Raw genomic sequence first — 25,516 nt, 5'->3', positions numbered from 1 at the left:
TTATTGGGGGTAATCGCGCGCACCGAAAATTGCCGTGCCGATGCGCACCATGGTGCTGCCTGCCGCGATGGCGGCTTCCATATCGTCCGACATGCCCAGAGAAAGCGTGTCTACCGTGTCATAGCGCGCCTTAAGCGCCTCAAATGCTACAGCCATTTGCTGTGCCACGGCAAACTGCCTTTCATAACTTGACTCTGGCGCCGGGATAGCCATCAGCCCGCGCAGGGTTAAGCGCGGCAGCGCCGCCACGTCCGCCGCCAGCGCATCCAGTTCGCCCAGCGTAATGCCGGACTTGCTGTTTTCATCGCTGATGTTGATTTGAATCAGCACGTTAAGCGCTGGCATCTCCGCCGGGCGCTGGTCGCTAAGACGGGTAGCGATGCGCAGACGATCGATGGTGTGGCACCAGTCAAAGTGCTCTGCTACCAGACGGCTTTTGTTCGACTGTAGCGGACCGATAAAGTGCCATTGCAGGTCTGTATTTCCCCGTTCCCGGAAAGCACGAATTTTATCCACGCCTTCCTGCACATAGTTTTCACCAAAGGCACGATGACCGGCGGCTATCGCTTCTGCGATGGCGCTCGCAGGCTTAGTTTTGCTGACTGCAAGCAACGTAATTTCTTCTGGAGCACGGCCGCAACGCGTTGCCGCGGCTGAGATTTTGTCCCGGACCTGTGCCAGGTTATGCGCAATGTCGTTCATTTTCCGAGGAGTAGTCTATGGATGTGGAAGAAATTGTGGCCCTTAGTGTAAAGCATAACGTCTCCGATCTACACCTGTGCAGTGATTCGCCACCGCGCTGGCGCAGGTCAGGCCGTCTTGAACCTGCGCCGTTTCCGCCCCCGGATGTGGAGGCGTTATTAAAAGCGTGGCTCAACGACGAACAGCAGGGCGCATGGTGGGCAAACGGGCAGGTGGATTTTGCCGTTACCCTCGCAGGCCGTCAGCGGCTGCGCGGCAGTGCGTTTAACCATATGCACGGCGTTTCGATTGCGCTGCGGCTGTTGCCGCTGACGTGCCCGCAGCTCTCTGCGTTAGGTGTGCCGCGAGCGATCCCGGAGCTGCTGTCCAATGACAATGGCCTGATTCTGGTCACCGGCGCCACCGGCAGCGGGAAATCGACCACCCTGGCCGCGATGGTCGATTTCCTCAATCACCAGACGGACGGGCATATTCTGACCCTGGAAGATCCGGTGGAGTTTATGTTCCAGAGCGAACGTTGCCTGATCCAGCAGCGGGAGATAGGCCAGCACAGCCCGTCCTTTGCCGAGGCGCTGCGCAGCGCGCTGCGTGAAGATCCGGATGTGATTCTGCTTGGTGAGCTGCGCGACAGCGAGACGATACGCCTGGCGCTGACGGCGGCGGAAACCGGCCATCTGGTGTTAGCCACGCTGCATACGCGCGGCGCGGCGCAGGCGATCGAGCGCCTGGTCGACACCTTTCCAGCGCAGGAGAAAGATCCGGTGCGTAATCAGCTGGCGGGAAGCCTGCGTGCGGTCCTGGCGCAGAAGCTACGTCAGGATGTCCAGGGCGGGCGCGTGGCGCTGTATGAGCTACTGGTGAATACCTCGGCGGCGGCAAACCTGATCCGCGAAGGCAAAACCTGGCAACTGCCGGGCATTATTCAAACGGGGCAGCAGGCGGGAATGCAGAACTTTGAGCAGAGTCTGGCGGAGCGACGGGCGCAGGGGCGGCTGTAGCCCCGGCGCTCAGTAACCCTGTTCGAAATAGCTTTCGAGAATAATGACGGCTGAAGCTGAATCCACGCTGCCTTTGTTCAACGCCCGGAAGCCACCGTGCTCGAACAGGCCAGCGCGTGCCTCGACGGTGCTCAAACGTTCATCGTGCAGCTTAACGGAGACGCCAAAGCGGCCATGGATTTTGTTCGCGAACTTGCGCGCGCGGGCGGTAAGCGGTTGCTCGGTGCCGTCCATGTTTAGCGGCAGGCCGACAATCACGTCGTCCGGCTGCCACTCTTTGAGCAAGCGCTCAATAAGGTTCCAGTCCGGCGTGCCGTCGTTAGCTTTCAGCGCCGTGAGCGGGCGGGCGGTGCCGGTGATCCGTTGACCCACAGCGACGCCGATGCTTTTGGTGCCGAAGTCGAAGGCGAGAAGGGTGCCGCTCATTACGCGTGCCCCGCAACGCCAGGCATGGTCAGAATATCAATGCCAATCAGTTTTGCCGCGTCACGCCAGCGATCGGCGATAGGGGTTTTAAACAGGATATTCATATCCGCAGGGGCTGTCAGCCAGGCGTTGTCCAGAATTTCTTGTTCCAGCTGCCCTTTTTCCCAGGAGGCGTAGCCGAGCGCAACCAGCACCTCAGAAGGCTGACTGGCAGTGCCCAACGTTTCAAGCACGTCGCGAGAGGTGGTGACGACGGTGTTATCGGAGATACGAATGCTGGACGAGAAAACCGGCGGGGTATGCAGGATAAAGCCACGATCTTCTGCAAGCGGGCCGCCGAGCATCACCGGTTTATCGAGACGGATTTCCGGCAGCCGCGCTTCAGCAGGGATTTTCAACTTGTCCAGAATGCCTTCCACCTGGAGGTTTTCCAGCGGCTTATTGATGATAATCCCCATCGCGCCGTCTTCGTTGTATTCGCAAATATAGACCACGGAGCGGCGGAAAATCGGATCCTGGAGAGCAGGCATGGCAATAAGAAAGTGATGCTGTAAATTCATTGTCAGAGGTACTGTTTCCTGGTTTAAAAAGCGACAGCGCCCAGTATGGGGATAAACACAGGCGCTGTCACAGGTTATTTCTGTAAACGTTTTTCGATAGCGTCCATCAGCATTCCGGTGATCGAGATCGGGAATTCCGCTTCGATTTCACGAATGCAGGTCGGGCTGGTGACGTTCACTTCGGTCAGGCGATCGCCGATGATATCGAGGCCGACGAAGATCAGGCCTTTGGCTTTCAGCGTAGGGCCGACGCGGCGGGCAATTTCCCAGTCGCTTTCGCTTAACGGACGCGGTTCGCCACGGCCGCCAGCCGCCAGGTTGCCACGGGTTTCCCCTCCCTGCGGGATACGCGCCAGGCAGTAAGGCACCGGCTCGCCGTCTACGACCAGCACACGCTTGTCGCCGTCTTTAATGGCCGGCAGATAGTTCTGCGCCATGCAGTAGCGGGTTCCCAGCTCGGTCAGCGTTTCGGCAATCACGCCAATGTTCGGATCGCCCTCTTTCACGCGGAAGATCGACGCGCCACCCATGCCGTCCAGCGGCTTCATGATGATGTCGCCGTGCTTCTGCCAGAATGCTTTCAGCTGCGTTTTGCTGCGGGTGACGAGCGTTTCCGGCGTCAGGTCAGAGAACCATGCGGTATAGAGCTTCTCGTTGCAGTCGCGCAGGCTCTGCGGCTTGTTGACGATTAGCGTTCCTTTCTCTTCGGCACGCTCAAGGATATAGGTGGCGTAAATGTATTCGGTGTCGAACGGCGGATCTTTACGCATCAGGATCACGTTAAGGTCGGCCAGGGCAATATCCTGCTCGGTACCGAATTCGTACCATTTTTCGTAGTTCTGCTCGACGTTAACGATGCGGGTGCGTGCGCGGGCTTCACCGTTGATCAGGTAAAGATCGTTCATCTCCATATAGTGGAGTTCATAGCCGCGACGCTGCGCTTCCAGCAGCATAGCGAAGCTGGAGTCTTTCTTGATGTTAATGTTTGCGATGGGGTCCATCACGATGCCGAGCTTAATCATCTTCTTCTCCGGTTATGGGTCAGGCTTTGCTTCAACCCAGATCGCCAAATCGCACCTGTAGCGCGGTAATGGCGGTGAGTGCCGTTGTCTCAGTGCGCAGAACGCGAGGTCCCAACAGAATATCAGTAAACTGGTAACGCGCCGTCATGGCAATTTCGTCAGCCGACAGGCCGCCTTCCGGGCCAATCAGCAGGCGTACACGCTCAACGGGCAGCGGCAGCGTATTGATGCTGGCGCTGGCGCGCGGATGAAGATTGAGCTTAAGCCCGCTTTCCTCTTCTGCACACCAGTCCTCCAGATCCATCGCCGGGCGGATCTCAGGGATACGGTTGCGGCCGCTCTGTTCGCAGGCCGCAATGGCAATTTTTTGCCACTGCTGGATCTTTTTGTTCAGACGTTCCGCATCCAGTTTAACGCCGCAGCGCTCAGAAAAAAGTGGCGTAATGAGGCTTACACCCAGTTCAATGGATTTCTGAATGGTGAACTCCATCTTTTCCCCACGCGACATCACCTGGCCCAGGTGAATGTGCAGCGGGGATTCCCGGTCGTCCACGTCGCCACGCAGCACCTTCACGTGCACGCTTTTTTTATCGGCGCGCGTAATTTCAGCGTCGAAAACCTGATTAGAGCCGTCAAAGAGCTGAATCGCCTGGCCTGCCCCCATGCGCAGCACGCGACCTACATGGTTTGCGGCATCATCAGACAGGGCGATTTCGCCGCCTGGGGTAATCAGTTCAGGGTGATAGATGCGAGGGATGCGCATAGTCAGAAATTCCATGTGTCATGCGATATAAGCGAATTGCCGTAGTGTAGGTTAGCTCTTTTGCGCCTGGCAAGCCCGCTGGACGTAAGGGTTATGATTCCCCTGGACTTTGGCGATACGTTCGTCGCGCTGGCATTCCCAGTCCGTTACCGGGTAGAGCTTGTCCCAGGCATTGAAGAGCTGCGTCTGCTGGCGGGAAAGATTGAGATCGTAGCGGTCGCGCATATAGAAATAAGTGCGGGCGATGCTGCCGCGCGCGCGGGCAGGCGGTTCGGCGACTTTCTCTTTGAAATCGACCTTCATGGCGCACTGACCGTACTGGCCTTCGCCACCGTTCCACTGGCTGTACATGAAGTTTCCGCGGTCGCCATTGACCTCACCCACGGCGGGTTGCAGGTTGTGCATATCGCTTTCCATCTGGCGGTAGACCGGATCTTTGGCGCAATTTTTACGTCCACCGTCCTGCCAGCACTGGCGCTGGTGGCCAAACTGCCAGGCCGGAACAACGTGTTCCCATTCGATTCGGCTGGCGCGATTCTCGTTCTTGCGCACCTTATAGCCGCAGGATCCCAGATCCACGACCCCTTTCTTACCCTGCCAGTTAATTTTACAGCCGCAGTAGAAATCACCCGGTACGTCGGCGTTAATCTTTACGCCCGCGGTTTTTGCCTGAGAGAAACTGTGAATACCGTCGGCCAGAGCATGGCCGGAGAGCGCTGTCGCCAGAAAAGCGACCGCGAGAGAAACATTACGGGACATCTTACACTCCGTGTCAAAACGAGCCCGCAACGTAACGAATGTTGTTCCCGTATGCAATCAGTCAGATCAGGAAAGTTCCTGAAAGTTCAGTTGATTATTCCGCAACCAGCGGTTCGCCGCATTTAACGCAGCGATAGGTCGCCTCGCCGCGCACCACGCGGTTATGGCGGCGGACGGTAAGCTGGTGCTGCTGACACTGGCAGCGGTAGGGGAAGGTATTGCGGCGTACCGATTCCAGCTCGAACTGATGGGTGCGGCGAGCCGGAACCCCGAGCACCGCCTCCATCATCCATTTCCACTCTTTGCCGTGCGGCGCGACGCGGCCAAAGTGTTTCCACACCAGCAGGTGCGCCAGTTCGTGCGGGACGACTTCGTCGATAAACGCCTGCTGGTTTTCCATCATCAGCACCGGATTCAGGCGGATCTCATACGATTCCAGCCAGGCGGTGCCTGCCGCGGTACCACGCTGCTGATAGACCAGCTTCGGTTCAGGATAATTGCGGCCGAGCTTCAGGTTGGCCTGGGCGAGTTTTTCCCGCAGGCTGCGCATGACGGCTTGCTGAATGGCGATGGGGAGACGGGGAGCTTTCATAGGGGCAGAGCATAAAGCGGGAAGCGGGGAGGCGCAAGAGGCGCCTCCCGCAGGAGGATCAGTCGTGTGCGCCGATTTCGCGCAGAGGACGACCTTTCATCAGGTTACGTTCAATGTGTTCCAGTGAAACATGTTTGGTTTCAGGAACCAGCCAGATAGTGAGAACGATAAAGAACAGGTTCAGACCGGCGTAGACCCAGAAGGTATTGGCGTTACCCAGGGTATTGAGCATGGTCAGGAACGTTGCGCCGACGATCATGTTGGCAATCCAGTTGGTTGCGGTAGAACAGGTGATACCAAAATCACGCCCTTTCAGCGGCTGGATCTCAGAGCACAGCACCCAAATCAGCGGACCGGCGCTCATCGCAAACCCAATGATAAACATCAGCAGCATCGCCACGGCGAAGTACTGTGCCGTTGGGGAATGAATGCCCATGTGCATCATGGTACCCAGCACGCCCATCCCGACGGCCATCACCAGGAAGCCCAGCGTCAGGGTTGGCTTACGTCCCCAGCGGTCCACCAGACCGATAGCGATAAAGGTCGCCAGCACGTTGGTCAGGCCGACGATCACGGTGCCCCACATCTGCTCGGTGGTGTTGGTGTAGCCCGCCAGTTCGAAGATTTTCGGCGCGTAATACATGATGACGTTCATCCCGGTGAACTGTTGCATGATCTGTAACAGCACACCGAGGAACACCGCGCGGCGGAAGTTGCTGTTCTCTTTGAACAGCGCCCAGCCGGACTGTTTGACCTTCAGGCTTTCGCGGATCTCTTCCAGCTCGTTTTTGGCTTCGGCGCTGGTATCACGCAGGCGTAAGAGCACGCGTTCGGCATCATGGAAGCGGCGTTTGGCGGCAAACCAGCGCGGGCTGTCTGGCAGGAAGAAAACGCCAATCAGCAGCAGGATGGCAGGAATGATGATTACGCCCAGCATCCAGCGCCATGCGCCGCTGTAGCTGAATGCGGTATCCGAGAGATAAGCCCCCAGAATACCGATGGTGATCATCAGCTGATACATGGAAATCATGCTGCCGCGGATTTTTTCCGGCGCGATTTCAGACAGGTACAGCGGGGCAGTATAAGACGCCACGCCCACTGCCAGACCGAGCAGCACGCGGGAGATGATCAGCACTTCAACGTTAGGCGCAGCGGCAGAGAACAGTGAGCCGGCAACGAACAGGATCGCGCCGATCATCAGGCTTTTTTTACGCCCGAGCTTAAAGGAGAGCCAGCCGCTGCCGACCGCGCCGACGGCGGCACCGAACATCATGGAGCTAACCACCCATTCCTGAGTGTGTGCGCTAATCTGGAACTCATCGGTGATGAAAGGTAATGCACCGGCAATTACGCCAATATCCAGGCCAAAGAGTAATCCTGCCAGAGCGGCGAGGAAGCAGACGAAGAACGTCATTGCCTTATTGGACGTACGCCCCTGTTTATTATTGTCAGGCATTATGCCCTCCAGTTGGGTTATCAGTTTTTACGATATTAAGAGTAGGTGAGCGGCTCATAAAAATATGTGAGTCAAATCACAACGGTGTAATCGGTTACACTGGCTTGTAACCGTAAAAATAATTAAAGCTTTGAAAATATAGAGGTAAATTAATTGATGTGCATCGCGTTTGCACAAATTTCAGACTTAACTGAAAGGGAATGTAACAGCAGAAGAAATGCGATCATGCAAAGAGAATATTCTGAAAGCGGGGTATAGAGAGTGAGGTGTAAACGGTTCCAAACATTGCCGGGTGGCGGCTGCGCCTTACCCGGCCTACAAAAACTCACTACTCGTTAGTCGGGTAAGGCATAGCCGCCACCCGACATAAAAAAGGCCAGCACAACGGCTGGCCTGTTTAAGCTACTGGCAGTCGATTACTTCAGACCGGCAGCATCACGCAGCAGGGCGGCTTTGTCGGTTTTTTCCCATGGGAAATGTTCGCGGCCAAAGTGACCGTACGCTGCGGTTTCCTGGTAGATTGGGTGCAGCAGATCCAGCATCTGAATCAGACCGTATGGACGCAGGTCGAAGAACTCACGCACCAGCAGGGTCAGCTGTTCAGAAGGCACTTTTTCAGTACCGAAGGTTTCCACCATGATGGAGGTTGGCTCAGCCACGCCGATGGCGTAGGAAACCTGGATCTCACAGCGGTCAGCCAGACCGGCAGCAACGATGTTTTTCGCCACATAACGTGCAGCGTACGCCGCAGAACGGTCAACTTTAGACGGATCTTTACCGGAGAATGCGCCGCCGCCGTGACGTGCCATGCCGCCGTAGGTATCTACGATGATTTTACGACCGGTCAGACCGCAGTCACCCATTGGGCCGCCGATAACAAAGCGTCCGGTTGGGTTGATGAAGAATTTGGTCGCAGAGCTCAGCCATTCAGTTGGCAGAACCGGCTTGATGATCTCTTCCATCACCGCTTCTTGCAGGGATTTCTGGTCAATCTCTTCCGCATGCTGCGTGGAAAGAACCACTGCATCGATACCGACGATTTTCCCGTCGTCATACTGGAAGGTCACCTGGCTTTTCGCATCCGGACGCAGCCACGGCAGGGTGCCGTTTTTACGCACTTCAGCCTGACGCTGCACCAGACGATGGGCGTAGGTTACCGGCGCTGGCATCAGCACGTCGGTTTCGTTGGTTGCGTAGCCGAACATCAGGCCCTGGTCACCCGCGCCCTGTTCCAGCGGATCGGCACGGTCAACGCCCTGGTTGATATCCGGAGACTGTTTGCCAATCGCGCTCAGTACGGCGCAGGAGTTGGCATCAAAGCCCATATCAGAATGTACATAGCCAATCTCACGCACCGTGTTACGGGTGATCTCTTCGATATCAACCCATGCGCTGGTGGTGATCTCACCGCCAACCAGAACCATGCCGGTTTTGACATAGGTTTCACACGCTACGCGCGCCTTTGGATCCTGCGCGAGGATCGCATCCAGCACCGCATCGGAGATTTGGTCAGCAATTTTATCAGGATGTCCTTCTGATACGGACTCGGACGTAAACAGGTGTTTTGCCATGTTTTATTTCACCTAAGAGGAATTTGGTTAGCTCAAGCTGCTGTGTGGAATAGCCATAGGAGATAATTCTACCAAGGCCTACAGGATTTTGACACTGGCAGTCTGAGTGTTAATCGGTATGGATGGATTAACATCTGGACGTCTATTTTAGGTCACTTCTTCACCTGATTTCCAGTTTTTTTTGACTCACCTCTCACTGTGTTGAAAACGCTGCTGGAAATTTTTCCTGACGACGCTGGCAACATGCGCATTTTTGTTTTGCTTTTTAGCGACCTTCTCGGTATAAAACGCGGCGCGCGGCTCATATAAAATAAGCGCTCGATGAACACATCGTGTCGCCACTTCCAGCCGGGTTAAGCAGTGAACTTTTAGCTTTGGCTTGTGGTCCGTTTCAGCAGAGGCGGCCGTGGAGGTGATACGAGATAATGAACCATCGTTTTCCGCTCATTCAGCGCAGCCGTTCTGGCGCGCATTTGATTCCCACCCGCACTTCTGGTCTAAACACCTGCCGATGTTATACCCATCTCGGTGCTTCTCAGGATTCCAGAGCCGGTCACGCTTTGTGAAAACTGAACAAGGGCGCTCTTGTTAATACAGGAGTTTTCTCGTGGTTTCGCCGAACCTTGTCATACAGAGTTCGGATACGTGTTTTACAATGATATGAATAAGAAACCGGTCGCACGGTCTGGATTTCAGCATACTCTGCTGGGAAATGGAGCCGTTAATGGGTTGTTATCGCCGTATAACGCTGCGATAGTAGTCAACTGTTTTACACTTAATACAAAGAGTTGAGGTTCGCTATGTCTGACGACATGTCTTCGCTTTCGCCTTCGTCAGCAGGCGAACAGGGTGTACTACGTTCTATGCAGGAGGTTGCGATGAGCTCCCAGGAAGCCAGCAAGATGCTGCGCACTTACAATATTGCCTGGTGGGGCAATAACTACTACGACGTTAACGAGCTGGGCCACATCAGTGTCTGCCCGGATCCGGACGTCCCGGAAGCGCGCGTGGATCTCGCTAAACTGGTGAAAACCCGTGAAGCGCAGGGTCAGCGCTTGCCTGCACTGTTCTGCTTCCCGCAGATCCTGCAACATCGCCTGCGTTCTATTAATGCCGCGTTCAAACGCGCGCGGGAATCGTATGGTTATAACGGCGACTATTTCCTCGTTTACCCGATCAAGGTCAATCAGCACCGTCGCGTGATTGAGTCCCTGATCCACTCCGGCGAGCCGCTGGGCCTGGAAGCAGGCTCTAAAGCGGAGCTGATGGCGGTTCTGGCGCACGCGGGCATGACCCGGTCGGTGATCGTCTGTAACGGCTATAAAGACCGCGAATACATTCGTCTGGCGCTGATTGGCGAGAAGATGGGCCACAAGGTCTATCTGGTGATCGAGAAGATGACCGAAATCGCGATCGTGCTGGAAGAGGCCGAGCGTCTGAACGTGATCCCACGCCTTGGCGTGCGTGCGCGACTGGCGTCGCAGGGTTCCGGTAAATGGCAGTCTTCCGGCGGTGAAAAATCCAAGTTTGGCCTCGCGGCGAACCAGGTGCTTCAGCTGGTGGAAATTCTGCGCGAGCGCGGTCGTCTGGACAGCATTCAGTTGCTGCACTTCCACCTCGGCTCGCAGATGGCCAATATTCGCGACATCGCCACTGGTGTGCGTGAATCCGCGCGTTTCTACGTTGAGCTGCATAAGCTCGGCGTGAATATTCAGTGCTTTGACGTGGGCGGCGGCCTGGGCGTGGACTACGAAGGGACCCGCTCGCAGTCTGACTGCTCGGTAAACTATGGCCTGAACGAATATGCCAACAACATCATCTGGGCGATTGGCGATGCCTGCGAAGAGCACGGCCTGCCGCACCCGACGGTAATCACCGAATCCGGCCGCGCGGTCACTGCACACCATACGGTGCTGGTCTCTAACATCATCGGCGTTGAGCGTAGCGAAATCACCGAAGCCACGCCTCCGGCAGACGATGCTCCACGTTCCCTGCAAAGCATGTGGGAAACCTGGCAGGAGATGCACGAGCCGGGCACGCGTCGTTCCCTGCGCGAATGGCTGCACGACAGCCAGATGGACCTGCACGATATTCACGTCGGCTACTCGTCAGGCACCTTCAGCCTGCAAGAGCGCGCGTGGGCGGAGCAGCTCTATCTGAATATGTGCCACGAAGTGCAGAAACAGCTCGATCCGAGCAACCGCGCGCACCGTCCAATTATCGACGAGTTGCAGGAGCGTATGGCGGACAAAATGTACGTCAACTTCTCCCTGTTCCAGTCGATGCCGGATGCCTGGGGTATCGACCAGCTGTTCCCGGTTCTGCCGCTGGAAGGGCTGAACCACGCCCCGGAACGCCGCGCCGTGCTGCTGGACATCACCTGTGACTCCGACGGCGCAATTGACCACTACGTCGATGGCGACGGTATCGCAACGACGATGCCAATGCCGGAGTACGATCCGGAGAACCCGCCAATGCTGGGCTTCTTTATGGTGGGGGCGTATCAGGAGATCCTCGGCAACATGCACAACCTGTTCGGTGATACCGAAGCGGTTGACGTGTTTGTCTTCCCTGACGGCAGCGTGGAGGTTGAGCTGTCCGACGAAGGGGACACCGTGGCGGACATGCTCGAATACGTTCAACTGGATCCGAAAAAACTGCTCACCCAGTTCCGCGATCAGGTGAAAAACACCGGTCTGGACGATGCCTTGCAGCAGCAGTTCCTGGAAGAGTTTGAAGCGGGTCTGTACGGGTATACGTATCTGGAAGACGAGTAAGAAAACCCCCCTCTCCCTGTGGGAGAGGGGCGGGGTGAGGGCATCAGGCCGCTGTGCCGCCGATGCCCGGTGGCGCTGCGCTTACCGGGCCTACGAATGTACGCCGGAGAAGGCGAAGCCGCCATCCGGCAGAATGCTATACTCACTTGAACCCGTATGAATTAACGGCGATAATTCGCCCCAATATGCGATTTACGAATCAATCCCTTCCTCGTCGGGTTTAACGACGCGGAGGGGATTTTTTTTCATCTGTTTTTAATGTATCGACTTTATAAGAGGTCAGGACATGAGCACTTTAGGTCATCAGTACGATAACTCTCTGGTATCTAACGCGTTTGGTTTTTTACGCCTTCCGATGAACTTCCAGCCGTACGACAGCGATGCGGACTGGGTGATCACCGGCGTACCGTTCGACATGGCAACGTCCGGTCGCGCGGGGGGACGTCATGGCCCGGCGGCGATCCGTCAGGTTTCCACCAACCTGGCCTGGGAGCACAACCGCTTCCCGTGGAACTTCGACATGCGCGAGCGCCTGAACGTGGTGGACTGCGGCGATCTGGTGTACGCCTTCGGCGACGCGCGTGAGATGAGCGAAAAATTGCAGGCGCACGCCGAGAAGCTGCTGGCGGCCGGTAAACGCATGCTCTCCTTCGGCGGTGACCACTTCGTGACCCTGCCGCTGCTGCGCGCCCACGCGAAGCACTTCGGCAAAATGGCGCTGGTGCACTTCGATGCGCACACCGACACCTACGCGAACGGCTGTGAATTCGACCACGGCACCATGTTCTATACCGCGCCGAAAGAAGGCCTGATCGATCCAAACCACTCCGTGCAGATCGGCATCCGCACCGAGTTCGACAAAGACAACGGCTTCACCGTACTCGACGCGGGCCAGGTGAACGATCGCGGCGTGGACGATATTCTGGCTCAGGTTAAGCAGATCGTCGGCGACATGCCTGTCTATCTGACCTTCGATATCGACTGCCTGGATCCGGCATTCGCACCGGGTACCGGTACGCCGGTGATCGGCGGCCTGACATCAGACCGCGCCATCAAGCTGGTGCGCGGCCTGAAGGATCTGAACATCGTCGGGATGGACGTGGTGGAAGTGGCTCCGGCCTATGACCAGTCCGAGATCACCGCGCTGGCCGCGGCGACCCTGGCGCTGGAAATGCTCTACATCCAGGCGGCGAAAAAAGGCGAATAAGCCTTACGCGCTGATTGCTGCTGCGCGCCGCATGCGCAGCAGCAACATTCCCCCGGCAAGCAGGGTGACAACCTGCGAGACGACCAGCACCGAAAAGCCTGAACTGACCGACCCCACCGATCTCATCACCATCCCCATCAGCAGCGGAATAAACGCCGCGCAGATATTGCCGATCCCATTGATTATGCCGTAAGCGCTGCCCACGGCGTCCCGGGCGGCGTGATGCTGGATTACCGCAGGAATAGCCGCTCCCTGAAGCCCCCAGAACACGTTGGCAGACAGCATAAAGAGCGCCAGCCATGCGGGCTGATGGCTGAGCATCAGTGCGATCACGGAGAGTGCCGTCAACGTACCGCCCACCACAAACAGTACCGGTGCCTGTTCCGGACGCATTTTATCGAGCAGCACGCCACCCAGAAACTTTGACCCCAGACTGAGCAGGAAGGGGATCGCCGCAAGCCAGCCCGTGGCATGCAGCGAGAAGTGGTGCTCGTCACGCAGCCACGCGGGTAACCAGGCGCTGCTCCCCCAGAGATAGCTCAGGGTGGCGATTTCAACCACCATGATCCAGCCCAGCAGCGGCGTCTGCCAGGCCAACGTGAAGGTGTGAACAAACCCCGGCTTTTTCGCGGTCGGGAGCTTGCGCGGCGCGGGCAGAAAACGCCAGATTAAGCCGCCGCCGAGGAGAAGGTTGATTGCCGCCAGTGCATAAAACGATCCGGCCCAGCCCAGATGCGACATCAGCCAGGTCACCAGCGGAAAGCCCACGGCCAGCCCGAGCGAGACGCCCAGCGCGGTCACGGCGTTGGGTTTGCCGATCTCTTGCGCGCTAAAGTTATCGCTGATAAAGCGCGTTTTCAGTGAAAAAAGCGGTCCCTCCGCGATCCCCAGAATCACGCGGGCGAAGAGCATTCCCGTCAGCGAGCCGAGCAAAGGTGAAGCCGCGCAGACCGCGGCCCAAATCGCAATGCTGCTTAATAATCCCTGCCGATAATGAAGTTTGCTTTCAATAACCGGCGTTAATAATAAAGCGGAAAATCCATAACCCAGAAGAAAGCAGGTCATGAGCAGGCCCTGTAACATTCTGTTTTCATTTAACTGAAAATGTTCGGCAAATTCCGGGTTTAAAATCATTACCGAGATATTTACCCGATCGACGTAGGAAATAATAATGAGTAATAAAAGCGCAATCGTGCCTTGCCATCTTGCCGTCATCATGTCCGCCTTACGTTTTTTGTAACTTATATTTTTCATCAATGTGATTGTCACGGGGCTAAAATGATTCACCTGTGAAACTCTTTGTTTATTAAAGATAAATTAAAAATTCGTTTCACAGGTGAAACGCGAAAGAGGTGACGTTCATTTATTTTTAGAGAGTAAAAAGAAAAGAAGTCAATATCTTTTATTGAAAATAAGAGACCATTAAAAAAACGTATTTCTCACGCTGCAATAATGAAAATTTCATATCGCTGCATTTTTTCGTGATCCCTTGCACACTTAGTTAATTAATTGCCGATCGATTAACAAATTCGTCACATTGTCGCTTGACGAAACATTCATCGCTTTTATATTGACCGTATTAAATAAGAAACAGAGTTTCATATATGAAACAAAAGCCTGGAGGATCGTGATGAGCTGGATAGGCGTATGTGACGCAGAGCAAGTACAGGAAGATTTCCCTTTTAGCGGCAACGTCGACGGTAAAGAGATCGGCGTTTACCTGATCGACGGTGAATATTACGCGCTGGAGGACGTATGCCCGCACGCCTATGCCCTGCTGAGTCAGGGCTTCGTGGAAGACGGCAAGGTGGAATGCCCGCTGCACGAGGCGGTGTTCGACGTCAAAACCGGCCAGTGTCTGCACGGCCCCGGTGGTCGCAACCTCAATCGTTACCCGGTTCGGGTTTTTGAAAACCAGATTCAGATTACCTTCGTTGAGGAGACCGTGGCATGAGCGACACGCTGAACTACAACCCGGCGCTGCCGGAAAGCCGCCAGTTTACCCCGCCGGCAGAGGGCGGTAATGGCGCCATTCATAAGCCGGGTGATTACACCAACCTGATCTGGCAGACCCGCAGCCGCGAGCCGGAAAGCTGGGAAGTGAAGCTGATTGCGACGCTGGAAGATCTCTTCGAGCAGGGCGTTGAAACTTTGCCGGAGCTGGTAAGCGGGCTGAACGCGGTGCGTATGCACGACCAGCAGGGCGAGCCGTGGAGCGACGCCAGCTTCCAGGCATTCTTACAGGTTAACGGCTACTGAGGGCAACGCGATGACGACGACCGTACAACATTATCTGGATAAAGGCCTGCGCGGCCTCTGGTATCCGGTGCTGGCGAGCTGGGAAGTGCAGTCTGCGCCGGTGGGCATCACCCGCCTGGGCGAGCAGATTGTGGTCTGGCGCAATAAAGATGGCCAGGTTCAGGCGCTGGAGGACCGCTGTCCGCATCGCGGTGCGCGCCTGTCGATGGGCTGGAACCTCGGGGACCGCATTGCCTGCTGGTATCACGGCGTTGAGGTGGCGGGCAACGGCGAGGTGAAAGACGTGCCCGCCGTGGACAAATGCCCGCTGGTCGGCCAGCAGTGCGTGCGCAGCTATAACGTGCAGGAGGCGCACGGCGCCATCTTCCTCTGGTTTGGCGTCACCGCGGACCAGCAGCCGGACGAACTGACCTTCCCGGATGAACTCGCCGACACGGAAAACTTCAGCAACTTCCTCTGCACCGCCGCGTGGAAATGCAATTACCAGTACGCGCTGGAAAACGTGATGGACCCGATGCACGGCACCTATCTGCACTCCTCGTCGCACTCGATGGCGGAAGGGGATCGCAAGGCCGACATGGTGCTCCAGCCGACCAAAACCGGTTTTATTTTCGAGAAGAAAGGGCAGAGCGGCGTCAATTTTGACTGGGTGGAGCTGGGCAACAGCGGCACCTGCTGGATGCGCCTCTCTATTCCTTACAAGAAGCGCTTCGGACCGGGCGGCCACTTCTTTATCGTCGGCATGGTGGTGCCGGAAGATAACGACAACTGCCGCGTCTTCTTCTGGCGCATCCGCCGCGTGCAGGGCTGGCAGCGCGATATGTGGCGCTTCATGTACCGCAACCGTCTGGAAAAACTGCACTGGGAAGTGCTGGAGCAGGACCGTGTGGTGCTGGAAAGCCTGGCGCCAAACGCGCGCGATCATGAATACCTGTATCAGCACGACGTTGGCCTCTCGCGCCTGCGCCGCATGATGCAAAAGGCCGCCAAAGAGCAGCTGGCGATGCGTGAAGCACAGCAGGGAGCCGCCTGATGAATGGGCTGCTAAGCGGCAAGCGCATCGTGGTGACCGGCGCCGCGCGCGGGCTGGGCTACCACTTTGCCCAGGCCTGCGCGGAGCAGGGCGCGGCGGTGGTGATGTGCGACATCCTCAAAGGCGAGCTGGCCGAGAGTGCCCACCGGCTGCGCGAGCAGGGCTATGCGATCGAATCGCACGTTATCGATCTGGCCGATCAGCACTCTATCGACCAGGTGTTCAGCGCCATTGGCGAGCAAGGGCAGATTGACGGCCTGGTCAACAACGCGGCGATGGCAACGGGCGTGGGCGGCAAAAACATGCTTGATTACGATCCGGATCTCTGGGATCGGGTGATGAGCGTCAATGTCAAAGGCACCTGGCTGGTGACGCGCGCCGCCGTGCCGCTGCTGCGCGAAGGGGCAGGCATTGTGAACGTCGCGTCCGACACCGCGCTGTGGGGCGCGCCGCGCCTGATGGCCTACGTCGCCAGCAAGGGGGCCGTGATTGCCATGACCCGTTCAATGGCGCGCGAACTGGGGGAAAAACGTATCCGGATCAACGCCATCGCACCGGGGCTAACCCGCGTCGAGGCGACGGAATATGTCCCCGCCGAACGGCATCAGCTCTACGAAAACGGACGCGCGTTAACCGGCGCGCAGCAGCCGGAAGATGTCACCGGCAGCGTGGTCTGGCTGTTAAGCGATCTGTCGAGGTTTATCACCGGACAGCTGATCCCGGTCAACGGCGGTTTTGTCTTTAACTAAGGTAGGGCGATGATGGCAAACGATCAGGAAGTGAAGTATCTGGTGCCGGGGCTGGAGCGCGGTTTACAGCTGCTGTTGGCCTTTGGCGAGCAGCATCGCGATCTGACCTTTGCCGAACTGCACCGGCTGGTGGATATGCCGAAGGCTACCGCCTATCGCGTGGTCCAGACGCTGGAGTACATGGGATTTCTGGAGCGCAACACGCGCACCAATACCTTTTCGCTGGGCATGAACGTGCTGCGTCTTGGCTTTGAGTACATCGCCTCGCTGGACGTGGCGCAGGTCGGCCAGCCGGTGATCGAGCAATTGCGCGACGTGAGCCAGTGCAGCAGCCATCTGGCGATCCGCGACGGGCGCGACATTATCTACATCGCCCGCGTCAGCGCCGCCGGGTCGCGCATCAACCAGGTCAGCATTGGTACCCGCCTGCCGGTGCACTGCACCTCGCTCGGCCGCATGCTGTTGACCGATATTTCCCGCGCTGATTTCGAACAGCTGTTCCCGCATGAGCGTCTGCCGGGCAACACGCCGGGGCAGCTTTACGACCGTGAAGCCCTGTGGCAGATGGTGCAGCAGGACAAAGCCTGCGGGTATGTCATCGGCGAATCCTTCTTCCGCCACGGCATCTCCTCCATCGTCTACCCGGTGTATGACCGAAGCGGCCGCGTGGCGGCGGTGGTCAGCATTCTGGTGCCGTCGGAGGAGATCCCGCAGAGCGACCGCGAGCGCCTGCAAAACGAGGTTCGCCTCGCGGCGGATAAAATTTCTGGCTTCTTAGGGTATTTGTCACAGGCCAGTTAAATCAGTGAGTTAACGTCAGGCGCTTGACTGCGTCGGGCATGTTTTACGCCCAATCTGGGCCAGATGAGGCAACGAACGATGAGTGTAACCGGAATTGAAAAGCTGGAATTTGGTGTGGAAGACCTGACGCACTGCGCCAAATTTATGCGTGATTTTGGCCTGACGGGCGATGCCAGCGGCCAGCGTTTCACCACCCTGAGCGGCGCGCGCGTGGAGCTTAACCCGATCGACAGCCCCGACCTGCCGCCCGCGTTTGAAGCGGGTAACACCCTGCGCCGCATGACCTGGGCGGTTGCCAGCCAGTCAGATCTGGATGCGCTGCGCCCGAAGCTGGCGCAACAGCCAGGTTTTCGTGAAGTGGGCGACGCGCTGGAGTGCCTGGACCCGAACGGCATGACGCTGCGCGTGCAGGTGACCCAGCAAACTGACGTGGAACTGAACGTCGAGCCGATTAACCAGTGGGGCGATGCCCGCCGTATCGACACCCCCAGCCCGGTTTACGATCGCGCCCAGCCGATCAACGTGGGGCATGTGGTGTTCTTCGTGGAAGAGCTGGCGGCAGTGGAGAAATTCTACCGCGAGGTGCTCGGCTTCCAGGTCTCGGACCGCTATATCAACCGCGCCGTGTTCCTGCGCTGCGGCGTGCGCGGCGGCCATCACAACCTGTTCCTGCTGCAACTGCCGAACCGCAAGCGCGGCCTCAACCACGTGGCCTTCACCGTGCGCGACATCCACGAGGTGATCGGCGGCGGTATCGCGATGAATAAACATGACTGGAGCACCTTTATCGGGCCGGGCCGTCATCCGGTGTCGTCGGCGTACTTCTGGTACGTCAACAGCCCGACCGGCGGGGCGTTTGAGTATTACACCAACGATGATTACCTGACGGAAAACTGGCAGCCGCGTGAGCTGGAGCATTCCCTGGTCTCCTTTACCGAGTGGGCGGTGGAAGGCGGGATTGACCATGACACACGCCGCCAGCAGAAAAAGCCGGAGGCGGTATGACATCGCGCATTGTCATTATCGGCGGCGGTCAGGCGGGCGGCTGGGCGGCGAAAACCCTGCGCGATGAGGGTTTCGACGGCGAGATTTGCGTGGTAGCGGAAGAAGAGTGGGATTTCTACGAGCGCCCGCCGCTGTCAAAAGCGTCTTTGCTGGAGCCGGACGCGGCGCTCCCAAGGCTGTTTAGCGACGAGGTGCAGCAGGCGCTGAACCTGGCCTGGTACCGGCCGCTGCGCGCTGAATCTGTCGATCGCGATGAGAAAAAAGTTGTTCTTAGCAATGGCGAGCATCTTAGTTACAACATCCTTTTAATCGCTACCGGCGGTCGGGCGCGCCTGCCTTCGCAGGCGTGGGCCAGCCATCCGCAGGTCTACACCCTGCGCCACTGGCAGGACGCGCAGCGTCTGAAAGGGCGGCTGGCGGAAAGCCAAACCCTGGCGATTGTCGGCGGCGGCTGGATCGGCCTGGAAATTGCCGCGTCCGCGCGCAAAAGCGGCGTGGCGGTCACCCTGTTCGAGCAGCAGCCCGCGCTGTGCATGCGCTCGGTGAGCGGCGAGGTGTCGCAGCGCTTAGAGGCCCTTCACCGCGAGCAGGGCGTGGATATCCGTACCGGCTGCGGCGCGCTGGAGCTGGAGGACGATAACGGCCTGCCGGTTATCCACTGCGACGGCCAGCGTGAAACCTTTGATGCGGTCGTGGTTGGGATCGGCGTCGATCTCAATCTGGAGCTGGCGCGCGATGCGGGGCTGAAAACCGGGCGCGGGATCGTGGTGGATGCCCAGGGACGCACGTCGGATCCGTTCATCTTTGCCGCAGGAGATGTCGCCCAGCACCATCACTACGGGCTGTGCATCCAGTCCTGGGCCTTCGCCCAGAATCAGGCTGCGGCGACGGCGAAAGCGATGCTCAACCCCGATGCGCCAGGCTACGACGACGCGCCGTGGCTGTGGTCGGATCAATACCAGCACAACATTCAGATCCTCGGCATTCCGCAGCCAGGCAGCAGAACGGTAGTGCGTGAAGAGACGCTGTACTTCTCGCTGGACGACAACGGGAGGCTGACGCAGCTGGTGGCGTTCGACGATGCGCGTACCGTCAAGCTGGCGAAGCGCTGGATGGCGGCGGGGCGGGATCTGTCCGACGTGCCGCTCGCCGACCCGACCTTTTCACTGATGTCACTGCGATAGCTAACCCGCACCCGTAGGGGGAGAGATGACCACACTCGAGACTAACACCGCACCGGTTGAGGCGAGCGGTGAGGGGACCCGCACGCCCGAAAAAGCGGTGCGCTGGGCCATCCCGCTGTCGCTGCTGGCCTGCGTGCTGCTGGCGTTTTTCGACAAAATCAGCATCGCGGCGCTCTTTTCGGATACCCATTTCCAGCAGGCGATGGGCATTGATTTCGACACCACGCGTCTCGGCATTTTGATGAGCGCTTTCCTGCTGAGCTATGGCTTCTCATCGGTGTTTTTAAGCGGTTTAGGCGACAAAATCGCGCCGCTGCGCCTGCTCACCGGGATGATGGCGGTGTGGTGCGTGCTGATGGTGGCGATGGGCTTTACCCATAACTACACGCTGATGATCGTCCTGCGTATTCTGCTGGGCGTGGCGGAAGGACCGCTGTTCCCGCTGGCCTTTGCCATCGTACGTCACAACTTCCCGCAGCATTTACAGGCACGCGCCACCATGCTGTGGCTGCTGGGTACCCCGGTGGGCGCGGCGATTGGTTTCCCGCTCTCCCTCTGGCTGCTGAACACCTTTGGCTGGCAGAGCACTTTCTTTGTGATGGCTATGCTTACCGTGCCGGTGCTTATCTTTGTGCGCATTGGTCTGCGCGGGATCCGCCTGGAGGCAAAACCCGGCACCTCGCAGGCGTCCCGGGACGAGCGGCGCGCGGCGCGGCGTGAGCTGTTCGTCAGCCCGCACTTCTGGATCATCTGCATCTTTAACATCGCTTTCCTGACCTATCTGTGGGGCATCAACGGCTGGCTGCCGGGCTACCTGATCAAAGGCAAAGGCATTCATCTGGAGCACGCGGGCTGGCTGTCGTCGATGCCGTTCATCGCCATGCTGGCAGGGGAAGTGATTGGCGCGTGGCTCTCGGACAGGGTCGATAAGCGCGCGGCGGCATGCTTTATCTCCATGGCGGGGGCGGCCGTCGGGCTGGCGGCGGTGATGCACCTTGATACCCCGCTGGCCGTCATCGCGGCGATGAGCTTCAGCACCTTTATGTGGGGCACCGGCGCACCCAACATTTTCGCCCTGCTGGCGAAGGCCACCCATCCCCGGGTGAGCGCCACGGCGGGCGGTATCTTCAACGGGCTGGGAAACTTTGCGGGCGCGCTGTCGCCGGCGGTGATGGGCGCGCTTATCGCCTTCACCCACAGCATGGATTCCGGGCTGATTTTTCTGGCGGTGATGGCGGCGGTGGGCTGCGTCCTGTTACTGCCGCTGCTGAGACGTTACTGAGGAGAGTGTCATGACTGATTCAACCGTAACCAACACAACAGGCATCAAACCTGACCATCTGACGATGGAAGAGTGGGTCGAGTCGCGCATCGCGCGCTTCGAAGGCCGTAAATACGACTGGAACGCGCTGAAGTTCCAGGCCGATTTTGACCCGAAATACCGCCGGGCGCAGATGCGCTACATCGGCACCGGCGCAACGGGCGTCGCGAACGACACCAACACCGTGCAGGCGGACCATTTTACCTTCTCCACCATGGTGCTGCCGTCGAAGTGCGAAGGACCGCTGCACCTGCACGACGACGTGGAAGAGGTGTTCTTCATGCTCAAGGGGCAGATCACGCTGATGATCCAGGACGGCGACAACTACACAGAAACCGTGCTGCGTGAGCGTGACCTGATCTCCGTTCCGCCGGGCATCTATCGCGGCCTGTTTAACCACGGCGAAGAAGAAGCGCTGATGTGCGTGATGCTGGGGACCAACAAGCCGGAAATCCCGACCTATCCGTCCGACCATCCGCTTTCAAAAGTGAAGCGGAACTAAGGGGGCACCATGACGGGTTTTCGTGAACAGGGAAGCGGCATTCCGCTGATGCTGCTGCACGGGATCAGCTCCGGCGCCGCTTCCTGGCACAAGCAGATGGCGCTGAACGGTTTTCGCGTGCTGGCGTGGGACATGCCCGGTTACGGCGAAAGCCCGATGCTGGCCGTAGCGCGGGCAGACGCGGGGGATTACGCCGACGCGCTGGCGGCGATGCTGGATCGCGCCGGTGTCTGGCAGGCAGTGCTGGTCGGCCATTCCCTGGGGGCGCTGGTGGCCAGCGCCTTTGCGGCAAAGTTCCCGGATCGCGTCATTCATCTGGTGCTGGCCGACGCCGCGCAGGGGTACGGCAATGCCGCGCCGGAGCAGCGGGAGCAGGTCTGGCGCAACCGCGAGCAGCAGATGGCGCTGGGGGGCGACATCCTCGCCCAGACCCGCGCCGCGAAGCTGCTGCGCCCCGGCGCGCGCGCGGAAGATATCGCCACCGTCGCGGCGGGCATGCGGGCGCTGCGCCCGGAAGGCTACCTTGCCGCCGCGTGGATGCTGGCGCATGACGATATCCACGGCTGGCTTAAACGCTACTCCGGCACGTTTGAAGTCTGGTGCGGCGAGCAGGATGCCATCACCCAGCCGGAACTGGTTCAGGGTCTGGCGCTGCGCTACGGCATGCCGTTTATCGCCATTCCGCAGGCCGGGCACGCCAGCTATCTCGATAACGACGCGTTTTTCAACCAACAGCTTTTACGCATTAACGAAGAGGTGCGCGATGAATGCACAAATTGACGGGCGCGTAGCGGTCGTTACCGGCGGTTCTTCCGGCATTGGCTTTGAAACGCTGCGCCTGCTGCTGGGTGAAGGGGCGAAAGTCGCCTTCTGCGGCCGTGACCCGGATCGGCTCGCCAGCGCCCATGCGACGCTGCAAAACGAATTTCCCCACGGGGAGATTTTCGCTTACCGCTGCGACGTGCTGAACGCCGACGAAGTTCAGGCCTTCGCGGATGCGGTGCAGGCGCGTTTTGGCGCGGCGGATATGCTGATCAACAACGCCGGGCAGGGCTACGTGGCGCACTTCCATGACACCCCGCGCGAGGCGTGGCTGCACGAAGCCGAACTCAAACTGTTCGGGGTGATTAACCCGGTGCAGGCGTTTCAGCCTCTGCTGGAGCAGTCCGACATTGCCTCTGTTACCTGCGTCAACTCCCTGCTGGCGCTACAGCCGGAGGAGCACATGATCGCCACCTCTGCCGCTCGTGCCGCGCTGCTGAACATGACGCTGACGCTGTCGAAAGAGCTGGTGGGCAAAGGTATTCGCGTCAATTCCATTCTGCTCGGCATGGTGGAATCCGGCCAGTGGCAGCGCCGCTTTGAAAACCGGGCGGACAAAAGCCAGAGCTGGCCGGAGTGGACGGCGGATATCGCGCGCAAGCGCGGCATTCCGATGGCGCGCCTCGGCAAGCCGCAGGAGCCCGCGCAGGCGCTGCTGTTCCTCGCTTCGCCGCTGGCCTCGTTTACCACCGGCGCGGCGCTGGACGTTTCCGGCGGCTTCTGCCGCCATTTGTAAGGACACATCATGAAAAAGGTAATGTTGATTGGTTTTGGCGCCATGGCGCAGGCGGTGATTGAGCGCCTGCCCGCCGGCGTGGCTATCGGCTGGATCGTGGCGCGCGCGTCTCACCATGCCGCCATTCACGACCAGTTTGGCGATGCGGTTGAGGCGCTGACGTCGCCGATGGCGTGCGCACAAACGCCGGATCTGGTGCTGGAATGCGCCAGCCAGCAGGCGGTGGCCCAGTACGGGGAAGAGATCCTGCGTCGCGGCTGGCATCTGGCCGTCATTTCCACCGGCGCGCTGGCGGACAGCTCGCTGGAGCAGCGTCTGCTCGCTGCGGGCGGAAAAATGACCCTGCTTTCCGGTGCGGTGGCCGGTATCGACGGGCTGGCGGCGGCGAAAGAGGGCGGCCTTGAGCGCGTTACCTATCAGTCGCGCAAAAGCCCGGCCAGCTGGCGCGGCAGCTATGCCGAGCAGCTTATCGATCTGAATGCGGTGTCAGAGGCAAAGGTCTTTTTTGAAGGCAGCGCCCGCGAGGCGGCGCGCCTGTTCCCGGCGAACGCCAACGTGGCGGCGACCGTGGCGCTCGGCGGCGTCGGGATGGACGACACCCGCGTGCAGCTGATGGTTGACCCGGCAACGAAACGCAACACCCACACGCTGCACGTCGAAGGATTATTCGGCGAGTTTCATCTGGAGCTGAGCGGACTGCCGCTGGCATCGAATCCTAAAACCTCCACCCTGGCGGCACTGAGCGCGGTGCGCGCCTGCCGCGAGCTGGCCCTGAGCTGAGGAGTGACGATGGACGATCTGAAGATTTTTATCGGCGGCCAGTGGCGACACGGCGGCGGCAACCCGATGCAGAGCCACTTCCCGGCAGACGGGTCGATCAACGCGACGCTGAATGCCGCCAGTCTGGATGACCTGGAGGAGGCGGTAGACGCCGGAGAGCGCGCCTGGTGCGATCCCGCCTGGCGTAACAGCCTGCCGCATATGCGCGCGAAGATCCTGCATAAGGTTGCCGATCTCATTGAATCCCGCGTCGACGCGCTGGCGCAGATGCAGAGCCGTGATAACGGCAAGCCGCTGGCGGAAGCGCGCGGACTGGTGATGAGCGCGGCGGGAACGGCGCGCTACTTTGCCGCTGCCTGCGAGCTGCTGGAAGGGGAACTTCCGACGCCGCGCCAGCCGGATCTGCTGACGCTGAGCCGCTATGAGCCGCTCGGCGTGGTGGCGGCCATCACGCCGTGGAACTCGCCGATTGCCAGCGAAATGCAGAAGGTCGCACCGGCGATTGCCGCCGGGAACGCGGTGATCCTCAAGCCCGCCGAAGCCACGCCGCTGATGGCGCTGGAGCTGGCGCGGATTTTTGAACAGGCCGGGCTGCCCGCCGGGCTGCTGAGCGTGCTGCCGGGCAAAGGCTCGGTGATTGGCGATGCGCTGGCGCGTCATCCTCGCGTGCGCAAAATTTCCTTTACCGGCGGTACCACCACGGGCCGTCATCTGGCGCACGTGGCGGCGGAAAAACTGATCCCGGCCTCGCTGGAGCTGGGCGGCAAATCGCCGACCATTGTGCTGGAGGATGCTGATATCGAACAGGCCGCGCGCGGGATCTGCTATGGCATTTTCAGCTCGGCGGGGCAGGCGTGTATCGCCGGATCGCGGCTGTTTATCCACGAGAGCATTTACGCCCCGCTGATGGCGAGGCTGCTGGAATTAACTCGCGGGCTGCGCGTCGGACACCCGTTTACCGAAGGCGTGCATGTCGGACCGTTGATCGGCGAAAAACATCGCCAGAGCGTGATCGAGTACGTCGAACTGGCGAAGCGTGAAGGGGGCCGCGTGCTGTGCGGCGGCGAGATCCCCGCCGATCCCGCTCTGGCAAACGGCAGCTTTTTCCTGCCCACGATTATCGAAGGGTTGAGCAACAGCGCCCGCGCCTGTCAGGAAGAGATCTTCGGCCCGGTGCTGGTGGCGATGCCGTTTGCCGATGAAGCCACGCTTATCCGCGAGGCGAACGACTCGGTTTACGGCCTGGCAGCGGGGATCTGGACACGCGATACCGGTCGCGCCCTGCGTCTCAGCGAGCAGCTGGAGGCAGGCACGGTGTGGATCAACACCTACAAAGTCTTTGCGATTTCGACCCCGTTCGGGGGCTTTAAAGAGAGCGGTCTGGGCCGCGAGAAGGGTATCCAGGGGCTGAAAGCCTGGATGCAACAAAAGAGCATTTATCTGGCGACGGGTAACAGCGTCAACCACTGGTGCGACTGAGAAAGGGTGAGC

The 25,516-nt window shown here is 59.0% G+C and carries 27 protein-coding genes; 17 read left to right on the top strand and 10 right to left on the bottom strand.

What is annotated here, in order from left to right:
• Positions 1 to 702 carry a YggS family pyridoxal phosphate-dependent enzyme gene (locus L463_RS00740; protein ID WP_015571837.1) on the bottom strand — a complete coding sequence of 234 codons (702 nt, stop codon included), beginning with the start codon at positions 700 to 702 and terminating at the stop codon, positions 1 to 3.
• Between the two features lie 17 nt (positions 703 to 719).
• On the opposite strand from L463_RS00740, the gene L463_RS00745 reads away from it, so the two are divergent.
• A complete protein-coding gene (locus L463_RS00745) occupies positions 720 to 1,700 on the top strand; it encodes a type IV pilus twitching motility protein PilT (RefSeq protein ID WP_023295411.1) in 981 nt (326 codons plus the stop codon).
• A 9-nt stretch (positions 1,701 to 1,709) separates the two neighbouring features.
• On the opposite strand, the gene ruvX is transcribed toward L463_RS00745, so the two are convergent.
• The 8 genes from ruvX to metK all read right to left on the bottom strand — a co-directional run bounded on the left by ruvX (position 1,710) and on the right by metK (position 8,849).
• Positions 1,710 to 2,126, bottom strand: a complete 417-nt coding sequence (ruvX, locus tag L463_RS00750) for a Holliday junction resolvase RuvX (RefSeq protein WP_006811925.1) — start codon at positions 2,124 to 2,126, stop codon at positions 1,710 to 1,712.
• Positions 2,126 to 2,686 carry a YqgE/AlgH family protein gene (locus L463_RS00755; RefSeq protein WP_006811924.1) on the bottom strand — a complete coding sequence of 187 codons (561 nt, stop codon included), beginning with the start codon at positions 2,684 to 2,686 and terminating at the stop codon, positions 2,126 to 2,128. The genes ruvX and L463_RS00755 overlap by 1 nt, the downstream gene beginning before the upstream one ends.
• 74 nt (positions 2,687 to 2,760) lie before the next feature.
• Positions 2,761 to 3,708, bottom strand: a complete 948-nt coding sequence (gshB, locus tag L463_RS00760; RefSeq protein ID WP_023295410.1) for a glutathione synthase — start codon at positions 3,706 to 3,708, stop codon at positions 2,761 to 2,763.
• 31 nt (positions 3,709 to 3,739) lie between these two features.
• Positions 3,740 to 4,471: a 16S rRNA (uracil(1498)-N(3))-methyltransferase gene (gene rsmE / locus L463_RS00765; protein WP_017382923.1), complete on the bottom strand. Its 732-nt coding sequence runs from the start codon at positions 4,469 to 4,471 to the stop codon at positions 3,740 to 3,742.
• A gap of 51 nt (positions 4,472 to 4,522) precedes the next feature.
• Positions 4,523 to 5,230, bottom strand: a complete 708-nt coding sequence (gene endA / locus L463_RS00770; protein WP_003860034.1) for a deoxyribonuclease I — start codon at positions 5,228 to 5,230, stop codon at positions 4,523 to 4,525.
• A 94-nt stretch (positions 5,231 to 5,324) separates the two neighbouring features.
• Positions 5,325 to 5,822, bottom strand: a complete 498-nt coding sequence (locus tag L463_RS00775; RefSeq protein ID WP_015571833.1) for a SprT family zinc-dependent metalloprotease — start codon at positions 5,820 to 5,822, stop codon at positions 5,325 to 5,327.
• A 58-nt stretch (positions 5,823 to 5,880) separates the two neighbouring features.
• On the bottom strand, positions 5,881 to 7,278 hold the full coding sequence (gene galP / locus L463_RS00780; protein WP_015571832.1) for a galactose/proton symporter: 1,398 nt from the start codon (positions 7,276 to 7,278) through the stop codon (positions 5,881 to 5,883).
• A gap of 416 nt (positions 7,279 to 7,694) precedes the next feature.
• A complete protein-coding gene (metK, locus tag L463_RS00785; protein WP_003860037.1) occupies positions 7,695 to 8,849 on the bottom strand; it encodes a methionine adenosyltransferase in 1,155 nt (384 codons plus the stop codon).
• 660 nt (positions 8,850 to 9,509) lie between these two features.
• On the opposite strand from metK, the gene yqgB reads away from it, so the two are divergent.
• The 3 genes from yqgB (at position 9,510) to speB (ending at position 12,833) form a co-directional block, all read left to right on the top strand.
• Positions 9,510 to 9,641, top strand: coding sequence for an acid stress response protein YqgB (yqgB, locus tag L463_RS23875; RefSeq protein ID WP_057979949.1), 132 nt, complete (start codon positions 9,510 to 9,512; stop codon positions 9,639 to 9,641).
• Between the two features lie 8 nt (positions 9,642 to 9,649).
• Positions 9,650 to 11,626, top strand: coding sequence for a biosynthetic arginine decarboxylase (speA, locus tag L463_RS00790; protein WP_017382922.1), 1,977 nt, complete (start codon positions 9,650 to 9,652; stop codon positions 11,624 to 11,626).
• A gap of 286 nt (positions 11,627 to 11,912) precedes the next feature.
• A complete protein-coding gene (speB, locus tag L463_RS00795) occupies positions 11,913 to 12,833 on the top strand; it encodes an agmatinase (RefSeq protein ID WP_017382921.1) in 921 nt (306 codons plus the stop codon).
• Positions 12,834 to 12,836: 3 nt separating this feature from the next.
• Here speB and L463_RS00800 read toward each other — a convergent pair whose 3' ends face one another.
• Positions 12,837 to 14,048: an MFS transporter gene (locus L463_RS00800; RefSeq protein ID WP_023295408.1), complete on the bottom strand. Its 1,212-nt coding sequence runs from the start codon at positions 14,046 to 14,048 to the stop codon at positions 12,837 to 12,839.
• Positions 14,049 to 14,463: 415 nt separating this feature from the next.
• On the opposite strand from L463_RS00800, the gene L463_RS00805 reads away from it, so the two are divergent.
• From L463_RS00805 to L463_RS00865, 13 genes are all read left to right on the top strand, one after another.
• A complete protein-coding gene (locus tag L463_RS00805; RefSeq protein ID WP_003860044.1) occupies positions 14,464 to 14,787 on the top strand; it encodes a Rieske (2Fe-2S) protein in 324 nt (107 codons plus the stop codon).
• On the top strand, positions 14,784 to 15,092 hold the full coding sequence (locus L463_RS00810; protein ID WP_017382919.1) for a recombinase-like helix-turn-helix domain-containing protein: 309 nt from the start codon (positions 14,784 to 14,786) through the stop codon (positions 15,090 to 15,092). The genes L463_RS00805 and L463_RS00810 overlap by 4 nt, the downstream gene beginning before the upstream one ends.
• A gap of 10 nt (positions 15,093 to 15,102) precedes the next feature.
• Positions 15,103 to 16,125, top strand: coding sequence for an aromatic ring-hydroxylating oxygenase subunit alpha (locus L463_RS00815; protein ID WP_017692695.1), 1,023 nt, complete (start codon positions 15,103 to 15,105; stop codon positions 16,123 to 16,125).
• Positions 16,125 to 16,874 (top strand): SDR family oxidoreductase, encoded by a 750-nt coding sequence (locus L463_RS00820; protein ID WP_017382918.1) that lies wholly within the window; start codon positions 16,125 to 16,127, stop codon positions 16,872 to 16,874. Before L463_RS00815 ends, L463_RS00820 begins: the two co-directional genes overlap by 1 nt.
• Before the next feature lie 12 nt (positions 16,875 to 16,886).
• On the top strand, positions 16,887 to 17,675 hold the full coding sequence (locus tag L463_RS00825) for an IclR family transcriptional regulator (RefSeq protein WP_032103879.1): 789 nt from the start codon (positions 16,887 to 16,889) through the stop codon (positions 17,673 to 17,675).
• Positions 17,676 to 17,753: 78 nt separating this feature from the next.
• Positions 17,754 to 18,680 carry a VOC family protein gene (locus L463_RS00830; RefSeq protein ID WP_015571827.1) on the top strand — a complete coding sequence of 309 codons (927 nt, stop codon included), beginning with the start codon at positions 17,754 to 17,756 and terminating at the stop codon, positions 18,678 to 18,680.
• The gene (locus tag L463_RS00835) at positions 18,677 to 19,864 is read left to right on the top strand and encodes an NAD(P)/FAD-dependent oxidoreductase (protein ID WP_023295406.1); all 1,188 of its coding nucleotides are present in this window, start codon (positions 18,677 to 18,679) and stop codon (positions 19,862 to 19,864) included. Before L463_RS00830 ends, L463_RS00835 begins: the two co-directional genes overlap by 4 nt.
• 25 nt (positions 19,865 to 19,889) lie before the next feature.
• Entirely contained in the window at positions 19,890 to 21,146 is a 1,257-nt protein-coding gene (locus L463_RS00840) for an MFS transporter (protein ID WP_015571825.1), read from the top strand.
• A gap of 10 nt (positions 21,147 to 21,156) precedes the next feature.
• The gene (locus tag L463_RS00845) at positions 21,157 to 21,687 is read left to right on the top strand and encodes a cupin domain-containing protein (protein WP_015571824.1); all 531 of its coding nucleotides are present in this window, start codon (positions 21,157 to 21,159) and stop codon (positions 21,685 to 21,687) included.
• A 9-nt stretch (positions 21,688 to 21,696) separates the two neighbouring features.
• Positions 21,697 to 22,467 carry an alpha/beta fold hydrolase gene (locus tag L463_RS00850; protein ID WP_032103877.1) on the top strand — a complete coding sequence of 257 codons (771 nt, stop codon included), beginning with the start codon at positions 21,697 to 21,699 and terminating at the stop codon, positions 22,465 to 22,467.
• The gene (locus tag L463_RS00855) at positions 22,451 to 23,245 is read left to right on the top strand and encodes an SDR family oxidoreductase (RefSeq protein WP_015571822.1); all 795 of its coding nucleotides are present in this window, start codon (positions 22,451 to 22,453) and stop codon (positions 23,243 to 23,245) included. The genes L463_RS00850 and L463_RS00855 overlap by 17 nt, the downstream gene beginning before the upstream one ends.
• Before the next feature lie 9 nt (positions 23,246 to 23,254).
• A complete protein-coding gene (locus L463_RS00860) occupies positions 23,255 to 24,025 on the top strand; it encodes an aspartate dehydrogenase (RefSeq protein ID WP_032673320.1) in 771 nt (256 codons plus the stop codon).
• Between the two features lie 9 nt (positions 24,026 to 24,034).
• On the top strand, positions 24,035 to 25,504 hold the full coding sequence (locus L463_RS00865; RefSeq protein ID WP_032673318.1) for an aldehyde dehydrogenase: 1,470 nt from the start codon (positions 24,035 to 24,037) through the stop codon (positions 25,502 to 25,504).
• The last annotated feature ends 12 nt before the right edge of the window (positions 25,505 to 25,516 follow it).

It is taken from the genome of Enterobacter sp. BIDMC 27 (assembly GCF_000534415.1).
Taxonomy (GTDB): Bacteria; Pseudomonadota; Gammaproteobacteria; order Enterobacterales; family Enterobacteriaceae; genus Enterobacter; species Enterobacter hormaechei_C.
The sequence above is the reverse complement of the archived record's forward strand: the minus strand, read 5'-3'. Positions and strand labels throughout refer to the sequence as shown.